We start from the raw sequence: 13,527 nt of genomic DNA, 5'->3' as shown, positions 1-13,527 counted from the left end.
TGACCTCGTCGGCGAACGCCGAGAGCTGGTCGACCATCGTGTTGATGGTCTCCTTCAGCTCCAGGATCTCCCCGCGCGCGTCCACCCGGATCTTCTGCGAGAGGTCGCCCTCGGCGACGGCGGTGGCGACCTGGGCGATGGAGCGCACCTGGCCGGTCAGGTTCCCGGCCATGAAGTTGACCGAGTCGGTCAGGTCCCGCCAGGTGCCGGAGACGCCCTTGACGTCCGCCTGGCCGCCGAGCTTGCCCTCGGTGCCCACCTCACGCGCCACCCGCGTGACCTCGTCGGCGAACGCCGAGAGCTGGTCGACCATCGTGTTGATGGTCTCCTTCAGCTCCAGGATCTCCCCGCGCGCGTCCACCCGGATCTTCTGCGAGAGGTCGCCCTTGGCGACGGCGGTGGTCACCTGGGCGATGGAGCGCACCTGGGTGGTGAGGTTGCCCGCCATGAAGTTGACCGAGTCGGTCAGGTCCCGCCAGGCCCCGCCGGCGCCGGGCACCTGGGCCTGGCCGCCCAGGCGTCCCTCGCTGCCGACCTCGCGGGAGACGCGGGTCACCTCGGAGGTGAACAGCGACAGCTGGTCCACCATGCCGTTGAAGACCGTGGCGATCTCGCCGAGGACTCCGTCGGCGCCGTCCGGCAGCCGGGTGCCGAAGTCTCCGTCGCGGACGGCCGTCAGGCCGGCCAGGAGCTGTCTCAGCTCCCGCTCCCCCGCCTTGCCGGTGCTCCTGCCGCACTCCGCCGGGCGCGGCTCGCCAACCGTGGTGTCAGCCATGTCCGCCATCGCTCCGCTCGTCCGCCACCGGGTTCGTCACGTGCCGTGCTCCTGCGGTCGCATCCGGACGGGCAGGCGGGGCGGTGACACCACGTTCACAGGCCGTCACGTTTGTCATCCGGCAAACGTGCAGACACGGTAAGATTACCTCACCGCAGAACGGTCACCGAACCCACGCTTCTGCGAACGTCCGGATGGTCGTCGGAGGTTGGCGTTCGGGCGGTGGGGGGGGGGGGGGGGGGGCGGCGGGCCGCCGCGGGCGCGGGCGCGGGGCCGGCGGCCCGCCCCCCCCCCCCCCCCCCCCCCCCCCCCCCCCCCCCCCCCCCCCCCCCCCCCCGGGCTCAGGTCATGCGCTGTCCGCCGCGGCGGGCCTCGGCCCACTCGTGGTGGAACGCGCGGCCGGTCACGGACGGGAAGACGGCCACGACGACGGGCCTCACGGGTCCGGACCCGCCGGTACGCCGGAAGTCACCGGTCCCGGCACATCTCTTCTTCCGCGCGCCGTTCGGCACCGGTGACATCCGTCCGGGTGAGGATGGGGGACATGCTGCTGGCCGAAGTCGCCCGGGTCTCCCGCCTGATCGCGCAGACCTCCTCGCGCACGGAGAAGGTCGCCCTGCTCGCCGGGCTGTTCCGCGGGACCGGGCCCGAGGACGCCCCGGTCGTCATCACCTATCTGGCGGGCAGACTCCCCCAGCGCAGGACCGGGATCGGCTGGAGGACGCCGAGCCCGACCGTGCCCCCGGCGGACGCGCCGTCGCTGTCGGTGGCGGATGTGCACCAGGCCCTGGACGCGATCGCCGCCGTCTCGGGCCGGGGAGCCCAGGCCGAGCGCGGACGGCTGCTGCGCGGGCTGCTGTCCGCCGCCACCGGCGAGGAGCAGCGCTTCCTCGTCCGGCTGATCGGCGGCGAGCTGCGGCAGGGGGCCCTGGACGCGTTCGCCGTCGAGGGCCTGGCCGCGGCGGTGGACGAGGACAAGGCGGCGGAGGCGGACACCGTGGAGGCGGAGGACGCCCTGGCCGCCGCCCGCCGGGCCCGCTCCGAGCCGGAGGTGCGGCGGATCCTGGCGGGGATCAACGAGAGGATCCGCGCGGCACTGCGGATGCCGCCGCCCGGTCCCCCGCTGGGTCTGGAGCCCTTCGACGCCGACGAGGTCGTGCGGGAGGGGCGCGGGGACGGCGGACCGCGCCCCGCCTGACCTCCCGGGAACAGCCGGCCGCGGGCCCGCCCGGCGGATCGGAACCGGGCCCGCGACCGGGGTCGCCGGAGAGCGGTCAGGCCTCCGCACCGGCCTCCGGCGGCAGGGCGCCGTCGCGGACCACCTTCGCGTACCAGTGGGCGCTGGACTTGGGGATGCGCCTGCCGGTCGCGTAGTCCACGTACACCGCGCCGAACCGCTTGCTGTAGCCGTACCCCCACTCGAAGTTGTCCAGCAGGGACCACAGGAAGTAGCCGCGCACGTCCACCCCCGACTCGATGGCCCGGTGCACCGCCGCCAGATGGCCGTGGAGGTAGGAGATCCTCCGCGAGTCCAGGACGCGGCCCTCGGGGTCGACGTAGTCGTCGAAGGCGGCGCCGTTCTCGGTGATGACCACCGGCGTGCCGGGGAAGTCGTCCCGGACCCGCAGCAGCAGGTCGTACATGCCGGTCGGGTCGACCGTCCAGCCCATCGCGGTGGTCTCGCCGGGCGTGCTGTGGAAGGCGACGTCGTCGCCGCCCGGCCAGGGGCTGTGCTCGCTCGCGCCGTGCCCGTCGGCGTTGTGGGTTCCGGGGCCGGAGGCGGCTGATACGAGGGTGGGGCTGTAGTAGTTGACGCCCAGGAAGTCCAGCGGCTGGTGGATGTCGGCCAGGTCCCCGTCCCTCACGAACGACCAGTCCGTCAGGTGCGCGGTGTCCCGCAGGACGTCCTGCGGGTACTCCCCGCGCAGCATGGGGCCGGTGAAGACCCGGTTGGCGACGCCGTCGATGCGGCGTGCGGCGTCGGTGTCGGCAAGGTCGCCGGTCAGGGGCCGCACATGGTGGAGGTTGAGCGTGACGGAGGTCTGCGCGGAGGCCGGGAGGGCGGCGCGCAGTGCCTGGGTGCCCAGCCCGTGGGCGAGGTTGAGGTGGTGGGCGGCGCGCAGGGCGTCCGCCTGGTCGGTGCGGCCGGGGGCGTGGACGCCCGAGCCGTAGCCGAGGAAGGCCGAGCACCAGGGCTCGTTGAGGGTGGTCCAGCGCTCCACCCGGTCGCCGAGCGCGCCGGCGACCAGGGAGGCGTACTCGGCGAACCGCTCGGCGGTGGCGCGCTCCGGCCAGCCGCCGGCGTCCTCCAGCTCCTGCGGCAGGTCCCAGTGGTAGAGGGTGACGACGGGCTGGATGCCCTTGTCCAGCAGTCCGTCCACCAGGCGGCTGTAGAAGTCCAGCCCCTCGCGGGACGCGGGGCCGCTGCCGCCGGGCTGAACGCGCGGCCAGGAGACGGAGAACCGGTAGGCGCCCACGCCGAGGTCGGCCATGATCTCCAGGTCCTCGCGCCAGCGGTGGTAGTGGTCGCAGGCGATGTCCCCTGTGTCGCCGTTGCGCGTCCTGCCGGGGGTGCGGGAGAAGGTGTCCCAGATGGAGGGGGTGCGGCCGCCCTCGGCGGCGGCTCCCTCGATCTGGTAGGCGGCGGTCGCGGTGCCCCACAGGAAACCGGGCGGGAACACCCGGGCGCTCCGGGTCGCCGGGGCGGGTTCGGCTGGACGGGATGCGGTGGCCACGAAGGTCCTTCCGGATCGGTTCTGTCGAAGAGGTGGGGTCGGGGGCGGGATCGGGATGGTGGGGCCCGGGACCGCGGGGTGTCCGGGTCTCCCGGGCGGGGCGTCAGCCCTTGACCGCGCCCTGCATGATGCCGCCGACGATCTGCTTGCCGAAGACGACGAACATCGCCAGCAGCGGCAGGGTGCCCAGCAGCGCGCCGGCCATGATGAGCGACTGGTCGCGCACGTATCCCGCGCTGAGCTGGGTGAGGGCGACGGGGATCGTGGGGTTGGTCATGTCGAGCACGATGAACGGCCAGAAGAAGTCGTTCCAGGCGTGCACGAAGGTGATCATGAAGACCACCGCCATCGCCGGGCGGGCGACCGGCAGGACGATGCTCCAGAAGATCCGCAGGCTGTGCGCGCCGTCCACCCGGCCGGCCTCGATGAGCTCGTCGGGCAGCGCCTCCAGCAGATACTGCCGCATGAAGAACACGCCGACGGCGCTGACCAGGGTGGGGAAGATGACGGCGGGCAGCTTCTGGCCCCAGCCCAGCTCGGTCATCATCATGAACAGCGGCACCACGCTGAGCTGTGGCGGCACCATCATCGTGCCGATGACCAGCATCAGCAGGATGTTGCGCCCGCGGAAGCGCAGCTTGGCGAAGGCGAAACCGGCCAGGGTGGCGAAGAGGACGGTGGACAGGGCGATCGTCATGGCGACGATGAGGCTGTTGACCAGCGCCGTGCCCATCGCCGCGTCCTCCCAGGCGGCCGAGAGGTTCTTCAGCAGGTTGGGGCCGGGGAGGAACGGCGGCGGGGTCTGGGAGACCCGGGTGTTGTCGGTGGAGGCCGCCACCATCGTCCAGTACAGCGGGAACAGGGAGAGCAGCGCGGCCAGACCGAGCAGCGCGTAGGCGACGGGCCCGGCCTTCCGCTGCTGTCCGGCCTTCGGGCGCAGGGACAGGCGGATCCGGCGGCTCGTGGGCGCGAGGGTGTCCGCGAGCGGCTCGGGTACGTCCGCCCGGGGGCGGGCGGTGTCGGTGGTCATGGGATTACCGCTCCCTGGTCAGGACGTGCGGGACTTGACGCGCCTGACGACGCGTTGCAGGACGAAGGCGAGGATGAGCAGGAGGAACATCGCCCAGGCGACCGTGGCGGCCCGCCCCATCTCGTAGTTCTTCCAGCCCTCCTCGTACAGCAGCAGGCCGAGCGTCTGGTACTGGTTGTCCGCTCCGCCGCTGACGCCGTTCGGGCCCTGTCCGAAGATCAGCGGCTCGCCGAAGAGCTGGGTGGCTCCGATGGTGGACAGCACGATGGTGAAGACGATCGTGGAACGGATGCCGGGGATGGTGACCTTGGTGAACTGCTGCCAGCGCGAGGCGCCGTCGATGGCCGCCGCCTCGTACCGCTCCTGCGGAATGGCCTGCATCGCGGCCAGGTACAGCAGGGCGTTGTAGCCGGTCCAGCGCCAGATCACGATGGAGGAGATCGCGAACTGGGCGGGCCACTTGCTGCTCTCCCAGTCGACGTTGTCGATTCCGAACAGGCTCAGGAACCAGTTGATCATTCCGAAGTCGCGCTCGAAGAGCATGGTGAACACCAGCGCGGCGGCGCCGATCGAGGTCGCGTAGGGAGTCAGGGCCGCGACCCGGAAGAACGCCGATCCCTTCAGCCTGTAGTTCAGCAGGTGCGCCAGGCCCAGGGCCATCAGCAGCTGCGGGACGGTGGAGAGCACACCGATGGTGAAGGTGTTCGCCAGCGCGTTCCAGAAGCGGTCGTCCTGCCAGAGCTGCGAGTAGTTCCCGAAGCCCTCCCACTCCATGATGTCCATGGTCGCCAGCTCCACGTCGTGGAGGGAGATCCAGGCCGTGTAGAGCAGCGGGTAGAGGCTGAAGGCGCCGAAGACGACGAAGAAGGGGGCGACGAACGCGTAGGGGGCCGCCTTGATGTCGAAACGGTGCAGGAGGGCGCCCCGCGACCGTCGGGGGCGTGCCCCGTTCCGGCCGTCGGGACTCTCCTTGGCGGGGCCGGCCGGCCCGCTCTGCGGCCCGCCGAGGCCGGATGCCGGGGTGGAGGTGGCCACGGAGGGCTTCCTTCCTGGGGAGTGCGTGGTGGAGGAGGGTGAGGGCGGTGGGACCGGGGGCCCCGGCGGCCGCGCGGGGAGGCGGTGGCCGGGGCCCCGGAGAGAGGAGGCCGGGTCAGTCGACGGCCTTCCTGATGCGCTCGTCGGTGGTCTCCCACGCCTCGGCCGGGCTCTTGCCCTGTTCGACGAGCTGGAGGCCCTGGGAGAAGGTGTCCTTGATGGTGCCGTCCTTGGGCCCGAGCACCTGCTCGTCGGGGATGTCCTGGGCCGCGGCGCCGAAGACCTGCCCGATCGGGGCGTTGTTGAAGTACTCGGACTTCGCCTCGGTCACCGCCGGGGACTCCAGGGCCTTCGCGGAGGAGGGGAAGTTGCCGATCTCCTTGAAGATGTGCTCCTGCTGCTCCGGCGCGGTCAGCCAGGCCACCAGCTTCCGGGCCTCCTCCTTCACCGGGCTGTTCTCCATGACCCCGAGGAAGGAGCCGCCCCAGTTGGCACCCTTGGGGGCCTTGGCGATGTCCCACTTGCCCTTGTTGGCCTCACCGGCCTTCTCGCTGATGTGGGCGAGCATCCACGCCGGACAGACGGCGGTGGCGAAGCTGCCGTTGGCCAGGCCGGGGTCCCAGCCGGGCTGGAACTGTCGGAGTTTGGCCGTCAGACCGTCCCTGGCCGCTCCGGTGGCCAGCTCCCAGGCGTCCTTGATGGCCGGGTTGTCCTGGTAGATCAGCTTCCCGCTCTTGTCGTAGAACTGCTCGGAGCTGCCGTAGATCATGGCGTTGAACAGGCCGCTGGCGCTGTCCATGTAGGCGGCGTCGCCCTTGAAACCGTCCTTGAAGTCCTTGCCGACCTCGACGTACTTCGCCCAGTCGCCGTCCCAGAGCGCGGCGACCTCCTCGCGGTCGGCGGGCAGACCCGCCTGCTCGAACATGTCCTTGCGGTAGCAGACGGCCATCGGGCCGATGTCCGTGCCCAGGCCGATCACCCTGCCGTCGCCGGTGGTGACCTGGCTCTGCTTCCAGGGCAGGAAGTGGTCGGTGTCCGGGACGCCGGAGAGGTCGGCGAACCTGTCGGCCCGGGTGTCGGCGAGCTCCTTGGCGCGGCCCACCTCTATGCCCTGGATGTCCTTGAGGCCGCTGCCTGCGGCCAGGCGGGTCTGCAGCGCGGTGTAGTACGTCTGCTCGTCGCCGGCTATCTCGGACTCGATGACGATGTCCGGATTCTCCTCCATGTACTTCTCGAGGAGGCCGGTCTCCTTGATGCCCATGACGCCGAACAGCCCCATGGTGATGACGGTCTTGCCGTCCTCGGTCTTTCCGTCGCCGTCGCCGCCGCCCGAGCAGCCCGCCACGAGCGCGAGGGCGGCAGCCGACGCGACGGCCACGACTCTTGTACCGAACAGCTTGTGGGCACTGCCCATGACGTCCTCCTTGCGGGCGGTGACGGGATCACCGCGGTGCGGCTCCGCCGGGCCGCACGGGCCCGGTGGGTGGAATCGTTCCCATTCGGGATGGGAGCGTTCCCATCAGGTTGTGGAAGACTCTCCGCCAGGAACGTTCGCTGTCAAGGACGGGAACCGAATCCGTTATCCGCCGAGCCCTCGGCGGCCACCGGCGCCACATCGGTGGCCGCACGGCCGTCTGACACAATGCGCTGTTGAGCGCCGTGCGCGGCGCGACGGAAGCAAAAGGAGGCGGGTACGCCATGGGGGCCACTCGGCGGCCGACCATCAAGACCGTGGCCGCCCGGGCCGGAGTGGGGCGCACCACCGTCTCCCGCGTCCTCAACGGCTCCCGTCTGGTCAGCGACGAGGCCAGGGCGGCGGTGCAGAGGGCGATCGCCGAACTGGGCTACGTGCCCAACTCCGTGGCACGGTCGCTGGTGACCAGCAGGACCGACTCCATCGCCCTGGTCATACCCGAGTCGGAGAGCCGGCTGGGAGCGGAGCCCTACTTCTCCGCCGTGATCCGCGGGGTGAGCAGCGTGCTGGCCGGCACCCAGATCCAGCTGCTGCTCACCCTGGTCCGCGACCAGCGCGAGATGGACCAGCTCACCCGCTTCCTGACCGCGCGCCGGGTGGACGGCGTGCTGCTGGTCTCGGTCCACCGCGACGATCCGCTGCCCGGTCTGCTGGGGAAGCTCGGGCTGCCGACCGTCCTGGCCGGGCGCCGCTCCCCGGCCGAGTCGCTGAACCATGTGCACTCGGACAACGTCGGAGGCGCGCACGACGCGGTGCGCCACCTGATCGAGCGCGGACGGAGCGAGATCGCCACCATCGCCGGACCGCCGGACATGGACGTGGCCGACAGCCGTCTGCGGGGCTGGCGGGAGGCGCTGGGCGAGGCCGGGCGGGAGGCTCGCGGGGAACTGGCCGCCCCCGCCGACTTCACCGAGGAGGGCGGGCGCCTCGCCATGCACGGGCTGCTGGAGCGCCGCCCCGGGCTGGACGCGGTCTTCGCCGCCTCCGACGTGATGGCGGCGGGCGCCCTGACCGAACTGCGCCGCCGGGGGCGGCGGGTGCCGGACGACGTGGCGGTGGTGGGCTTCGACGACTCGATCGTCGCCCGGCACACCGACCCGCCGCTGACCACCGTGCGGCAGCCCGTCGAGGAGATCGGACGGGCCATCACCGAACTGCTGCTGCGGGAGATCGGCGAACCAGGCGGCGTGCGGCGGCACATGGTGCTCCCCACTTCGCTCGTCGTGCGCGACTCCACCTGACGCCGTCCGCGCGGCTCCGTGCGCTCTCCCCCGCCTTGGCCCGACCGACCGCGTGACCAAGGGAGTTGCTCCCGGCCGGTCCCCCGGAGCGCGCCGCGGAAAGCGACCGGCGAGTGTCCGCTTTCCGCAGCGGGGAGGGGACGCGCCTGGCAGCATGGGGCCCCATTCGGCGGGTGCCGCCCCGTCCTCGACACATCTCCCAGGCGGAAGGTTGTGAAGGCCCGGATGAGTCAGTCCAGGGAACCCCTCACCAGCAGGATCGACATCACCGTCCCCACTGCCGCGCGCATGTACGACTACTATCTGGGCGGCAAGAACAACTACGCCGTCGACCGGGAGGCGGCCGAGAAGCTTCTGGAGGTCGTCCCCAGCACCCAGGCGCTGGCGCTCAACAACCGCCGCTTCCTGCGGCGCGTGGTGCGCGTCCTGGCGCGGGAGTACGGGATCCGGCAGTTCATAGACCACGGCTCCGGCCTGCCCACCCAGGACAACGTGCACCAGATCGCGCAGCGGGTGGACCCCGACGCGCGGGTGGTGTACGTGGACAACGATCCCATCGTGCTGGCCCACGGCCGCGCGCTGCTGGCGGAGAACGAGAACACCGCCGTCATCCAGGCCGACATGTGCGACACCTACGGTGTCCTGGACCACCCGGACACCGTCCGGCTGATCGACTTCGACCGGCCCGTCGCCGCCCTGTTCAACTCCGTCTTCCACTGCGTCCCCGATTCCGCCGACCCGGCCGGCGTGATCAAGCGGGTGGCCGGCCGGCTGGCGCCGGGGAGTCTCTTCGTGATCTGCCAGCTGGTCAGCGAGGACGCCGAGACGCGCAGGTCCGTGACCGAGTTCATGGACGAGAGCACCGGTGGCAACTGGGGCAGGGTCAGGGAGCCGCACGAGGTCGAGCGGTTCTTCGAGGGACTGGAGATCCTCGAGCCCGGCCTGGTGGAGGTCTCCACCTGGCGGCCGGACTCGGACGTGGGTCCCCGGCAGCGCACCTGGGAGTGGAAGGAGTTCGGGGGCGTCGCCCGCCTGCCCTGACGCCCTGCGCCCGCTCCGCGGCTCAGCCGAGGCCCTCCAGGAGCTCCTCCAGGAACTCCACGCTGCTCACCGGGGTCTCGGCGACCGCGCACAGCCGGTCCATGATGGACAGGTAGTGGTCGACGTCCTCCTCCTTGTCCAGGTAGAGGGCGCTGGTCAACTGCTCCAGGTAGACCACGTCGGGCAGGTCCGGCTCGGGGAAGCGCAGTATCGTCACCGGGCCGCCCACCGCGGCCAGGCCGCCGGTCTCGAACGGCGCGACCTGCAGCGTGACGTTCGGCCGCCGCGCCGCCTCGATCAGATGGCGCAGCTGACCGCGCATCACCCCGGCGTCGCCGAGCGGACGCCGCAGGGTGGCCTCGTCAAGGACCGCCCACAGGCGCGGGGCGTCCGGCCGGGTCAGCAGCGTCTGCCGCTCCATGCGCAGCCGGACCCGCCGGCCGTTCTCCTGGGCGGAGGCGTGGGGATGGCACAGGCGGGCCACCGCGGCGGCGTACTCCTCCGTCTGCAGCAGACCCGGGACGAACTGCACCTCGTAGGTGCGGATGACCTCGGCGGCCTCCTCCAGCCCGAGGTGCCGCTCGAACCACTCGGGGAGGACGTCGCTGTAGCGGTGCCACCACCCGCGGGCGCCCGTCTGGCGGGTCAGGGCGAGGAAGTCCGCCCGCCCGCCCTCGTCCAGCACCCCGTAGAGCGTGAGCAGGTCCGCGACGTCGCGCTCCTTGCACGCGCCCTGGCCCCGCTCCAGGCGGCTGACCTTGGCGGCGGAGCCGCGGATCGCCTTGGCCGCCTCCTCCAGATCGATGCCGCGCTCCTTGCGCAGCCGCCGCAGCTGGGAGCCGACCACCAGGCGCAGCACCGTCGGGCTGCCCTTGGGATGTTCGATATAGTGCTTTATCGATAAGGAGCGGCTCGTTCCGGCGGCCATGCGTGCTCTCCTGGGTGAGGGGGCGGACACTCAGTGTGCCACCGCCGCCGCCGCACCGCACGGCGATGCCCCCGAGGAGCCGCCGGATCGGCCGATCCGGCGGAGCCCTTCCCTCCCGCTCCGCCCGGTCGCGGCTCAGCCGGCCATGTCGTCGAACTCGCCGTCCTTGGCGCCCCGGAGGAAGGCCGTCATTTCCTCGCGGGTGTAGACGAGGGCGGGGCCTTCCGGGTGGCGCGAGTTGCGCACGGCCACCGCGCCGCCGGGCAGCGGGGCCAGCTCGACGCAGTTGCCCATGCTGCTGCGGCGGCTCTTGCGCCACACCGCACCCTTGAGCTCCGCGGCCGGCATGCCGTTGACGATCTGCTGCATTGTCGCCCCTCACTGGCCACGGCCGCCCTCTCTGGCCGGGTCGCGGTCCATGACGTTCCGTTGCTCCGCGTATCGGCGTCAGCGGCACTGCAATTACATCTGCGCTTGCAGATGTAATTGCAGTGCCATATGACAGTCGAGGATAGTAGTCCCGGCGGACCTGCCCTGTGCCGGTTTCTCCGACAGACGGCGCCGGAGAGGGCGGCGACCGCCGGTTCGGCGGCGTCTGCCGGGCTCGTACGGGCGGCCTTCCGTCCGTACGAGCCCGGCAGCGGTCAGGCCGTGACGGGGGTACAGGCGACGGCCGCCGAGGCGGGGCCGGCGGACGCCAGGAAGCCGAAGGACGCATCGCCTCCGGCGGGGACCCGTCCGTTCCGGGCGGCGTCGCGCACGGTGGCGGCTCCGTCCGCCCCGGCCCCGAGGATTCCGTTCCACGCCCGGGTGATCCGTCCGCCGCCGTCCAGGGCGATCCGGACCGTCCGGCCCGAGATCGGCCCGGTCCCCGTGTCGCTCACCGTCACCTCGCCCTGGTGGCCGCCCTGCCGGCTCGATGCCACATGGAGCGGGGCGGCACAGGCGGCCACCGGAGCCGCCGCCGCGCTGCCCGCCCCCATCGGGCCGAGGAGGCCGGGGAATCCGAGTAACCCGGGTAACACTGCCAGGGCGGCCCGGGCCGCCCGTGAGAGGTGTCCGCTGCGCATGGTCGTCCTTCCGACGAAAGGGGAGCGCTCCCAGAAGAAAAATCAAGCCACTGTGGCGGCGACGCGCCAAGAACCCGGGGCCCGGAACCGCTCCTGCCGCCCGGGGGCGTCCCCGGGGCGGCTGCCCTACCCTCGAAGGACAGGGCGGCGGCCCTCGCCGTGGAAGGGTCCGGGACTCCCGGAAAGCGGTTCGCGGCCGGTGGCCGTGTGCGATGATCGGCACCCGTCAACGGTCGCTGAGCCTCGGGCGGGCCGGCGGGAGCGAGCAGGCGCTTCCGTCCGGCTCAACGCCCCTCTTCCCGACAAGCCGCCGCCCACGGCCTGGAAGACCCTTGAGGCGCCAGTGGCGGGGTGCGAGTGGGGAGAGTCGTGACAGCGAACGGCAGCGGTGGCCACCGGCGGCGTCGACCCGTGCGAGGCGGCCGGACACCCGTGCGCATGCGCCGCGCGACAGCCGCCCTGGCCCGTCCCCGTGCCTCCCGCAGCCGCCTGGCCTGGCTCAACCAGGCGAGCACCATGATCGGCACGACACTCGACCTGGAGCGGACCGCCCAGGAACTGGCCGACTTCACCGTCCCCCGGCTGGCCGACGGCGCGGCCGTCGACCTGCTGGAGTCGGTGCTGCGCGGCGGGGGCGGCGAGCGGTGGACGGGACCGGAGCCGCCGGTGACCCGGGCCGTCGCGGTGTCCTCGATCGTCGAGTTGGAGGACCTGGAGCCGGACGAGCCCGGTGAGCTCTCCTTCCACCCCCAGACGCTGCTCTCGGTCCACTGTCTGCGGGCCCAGGAGCCGGTCCTGCTGAGCCGGATGAGGCGCGACGACTACGCCCAGGTGGCCCCGACGCCCAGCGCGGCGCTCAAGCTGCGTCAGGCGGGGGTGCACAGCTACATGGCCGTGCCGCTGACCGCCCGCGGTGTGCTGCTCGGGGTCGCCGACTTCATCCGCGGTCCCGGCAGCCCCCCGTTCACCCGCGCCGATGTCGAGCTGGCGACGGAACTGGCCTCCAAGGCGGCGGTCTTCATCGACAACGCCCGCCTCTACGGACGCGAGCGCGAGCACGTCCTCTCCCTCCAGCGCAGCCTGCTGCCCCGTGCCACACCGAACACACCGGGCCTGGAGGTGCTCACCCACTACACGCCGAGTCTCGACCCCGGCGGAGTCGGCGGCGACTGGTTCGACGTGGTCGCCCTGCCCGGCGGCCGCACGGCCCTGGTGGTGGGGGACGTCATGGGCCACGGGGTGCCCGCGGCGTCCGCGATGGGGCGGCTGCGCACGGTCGGCCGCACGCTCCTGGCCCTGGACACCGCCCCCGACCGCGTACTGGCCCGGCTGGACCTGGCCGCCCGCGATCTGGAGGACGACCAGGTCGCCACCTGCCTGTGCGCCGTCTACGACCCGGCCACCGCGAGCTGCACCATCGCCGGCGCCGGTCACATGCCGCCGCTGCTGGTGGACGCCGACGGCACCGTCTCGCGGGTCGAGGTGCCCGCCGGCGCGCCGCTGGGCGCCGGGGTGATCCCCTACGACACCACCACCGTCCAGGTGCCGGCCGGAAGCCGGCTGGTGCTGTACACCGACGGTCTGGTCAAGACACGCCGGGGGGACATCGACGCACAGCTGCGGCAGCTGGCGAGGACCGCTCCGGAGCTGGTCGAGCGGCTGCTGGAGAACCGGGACCCGGGCGGGATCACGCCGGGGAGCGAGGAGCGCCTGGACGAGTCCGTCCTGCTGGTGGCCGCGGGCGGGAAGCTGCCGCCGGGCACCGACCTGTGCGTGTGGCCGCTGCCGCCGGACGGCACCGCCGCGTCCGTGGCCCGTTCGCTGGTCACCGAACGGCTCGCCCGCTGGGGCCTGGACGAACTCTCCGACATCGCCGAGCTGGTCGTCAGCGAGCTGGTCGGCAACGCCCTGCGGTACGGCGGCGGGCCCGGACAGCTGCGTCTGATGCGGCACGAGAGGCTGACGCTGGAGGTGTCCGACACCGGCCCCGACCTGCCCCAGATCCAGCACGCGGAGCTCAGCGACGAGGGCGGACGCGGCCTGCAGCTGGTCAACATGCTCAGCCGCAACTGGGGTTCGTGCCGCACTCCCGGCGGGAAGGTCGTCTGGGCGGAGCAGGACATCCCCCGCACCGTCTCCTGAGGGGCCCGCGCCGGGGGCGGCGTGCGGACCGGGGCGGCCGGGAGGCTGCCCCGGTC

The 13,527-nt window shown here is 72.3% G+C and carries 12 protein-coding genes; 4 read left to right on the top strand and 8 right to left on the bottom strand.

The features are described from left to right. Window positions 1-775, bottom strand: a 775-nt coding sequence (locus tag AC2CJA_RS15530; RefSeq protein WP_484603297.1) for a HAMP domain-containing protein, incomplete at its 3' end; no start/stop codon positions are given. Window positions 776-1,319: 544 nt separating this feature from the next. Here AC2CJA_RS15530 and AC2CJA_RS15525 point away from each other — a divergent pair. Continuing rightward, window positions 1,320-1,973 carry a hypothetical protein gene (locus tag AC2CJA_RS15525; RefSeq protein ID WP_484603296.1) on the top strand — a complete coding sequence of 218 codons (654 nt, stop codon included), beginning with the start codon at window positions 1,320-1,322 and terminating at the stop codon, window positions 1,971-1,973. A 76-nt stretch (window positions 1,974-2,049) separates the two neighbouring features. Here AC2CJA_RS15525 and AC2CJA_RS15520 read toward each other — a convergent pair whose 3' ends face one another. The 4 genes from AC2CJA_RS15520 to AC2CJA_RS15505 form a co-directional block, all read right to left on the bottom strand. Further along, window positions 2,050-3,510: a GH1 family beta-glucosidase gene (locus AC2CJA_RS15520; protein ID WP_484603295.1), complete on the bottom strand. Its 1,461-nt coding sequence runs from the start codon at window positions 3,508-3,510 to the stop codon at window positions 2,050-2,052. A 103-nt stretch (window positions 3,511-3,613) separates the two neighbouring features. Then, window positions 3,614-4,540: a carbohydrate ABC transporter permease gene (locus AC2CJA_RS15515; RefSeq protein ID WP_241713994.1), complete on the bottom strand. Its 927-nt coding sequence runs from the start codon at window positions 4,538-4,540 to the stop codon at window positions 3,614-3,616. Between the two features lie 18 nt (window positions 4,541-4,558). Beyond that, the gene (locus AC2CJA_RS15510) at window positions 4,559-5,575 is read right to left on the bottom strand and encodes a carbohydrate ABC transporter permease (protein WP_484603294.1); all 1,017 of its coding nucleotides are present in this window, start codon (window positions 5,573-5,575) and stop codon (window positions 4,559-4,561) included. Between the two features lie 115 nt (window positions 5,576-5,690). Further along, window positions 5,691-6,989 carry an ABC transporter substrate-binding protein gene (locus tag AC2CJA_RS15505; RefSeq protein ID WP_484603293.1) on the bottom strand — a complete coding sequence of 433 codons (1,299 nt, stop codon included), beginning with the start codon at window positions 6,987-6,989 and terminating at the stop codon, window positions 5,691-5,693. A 284-nt stretch (window positions 6,990-7,273) separates the two neighbouring features. On the opposite strand from AC2CJA_RS15505, the gene AC2CJA_RS15500 reads away from it, so the two are divergent. Together AC2CJA_RS15500 and AC2CJA_RS15495 are read left to right on the top strand one after the other, a co-directional pair. Beyond that, window positions 7,274-8,290, top strand: coding sequence for a LacI family DNA-binding transcriptional regulator (locus AC2CJA_RS15500; RefSeq protein WP_484603292.1), 1,017 nt, complete (start codon window positions 7,274-7,276; stop codon window positions 8,288-8,290). Window positions 8,291-8,515: 225 nt separating this feature from the next. After that, the gene (locus tag AC2CJA_RS15495) at window positions 8,516-9,331 is read left to right on the top strand and encodes an SAM-dependent methyltransferase (protein ID WP_484603291.1); all 816 of its coding nucleotides are present in this window, start codon (window positions 8,516-8,518) and stop codon (window positions 9,329-9,331) included. Window positions 9,332-9,353: 22 nt separating this feature from the next. On the opposite strand, the gene AC2CJA_RS15490 is transcribed toward AC2CJA_RS15495, so the two are convergent. From AC2CJA_RS15490 to AC2CJA_RS15480, 3 genes are all read right to left on the bottom strand, one after another. Beyond that, window positions 9,354-10,259 (bottom strand): helix-turn-helix domain-containing protein, encoded by a 906-nt coding sequence (locus tag AC2CJA_RS15490; protein ID WP_484603290.1) that lies wholly within the window; start codon window positions 10,257-10,259, stop codon window positions 9,354-9,356. A gap of 135 nt (window positions 10,260-10,394) precedes the next feature. Further along, window positions 10,395-10,628, bottom strand: coding sequence for a DUF397 domain-containing protein (locus tag AC2CJA_RS15485; RefSeq protein WP_484603289.1), 234 nt, complete (start codon window positions 10,626-10,628; stop codon window positions 10,395-10,397). 275 nt (window positions 10,629-10,903) lie between these two features. Continuing rightward, entirely contained in the window at window positions 10,904-11,242 is a 339-nt protein-coding gene (locus AC2CJA_RS15480; protein WP_484603288.1) for a cellulose binding domain-containing protein, read from the bottom strand. Window positions 11,243-11,767: 525 nt separating this feature from the next. Between AC2CJA_RS15480 and AC2CJA_RS15475 the strand changes: the two genes are divergently transcribed. Next, window positions 11,768-13,471 carry an ATP-binding SpoIIE family protein phosphatase gene (locus AC2CJA_RS15475; protein ID WP_484603287.1) on the top strand — a complete coding sequence of 568 codons (1,704 nt, stop codon included), beginning with the start codon at window positions 11,768-11,770 and terminating at the stop codon, window positions 13,469-13,471. Window positions 13,472-13,527 lie beyond the last annotated feature (56 nt).

The sequence above is a fragment of the Streptomyces sp. ATLC9 genome (genome assembly GCF_057196705.1).
This window is presented reverse-complemented; position numbering and strand designations above follow the sequence as displayed.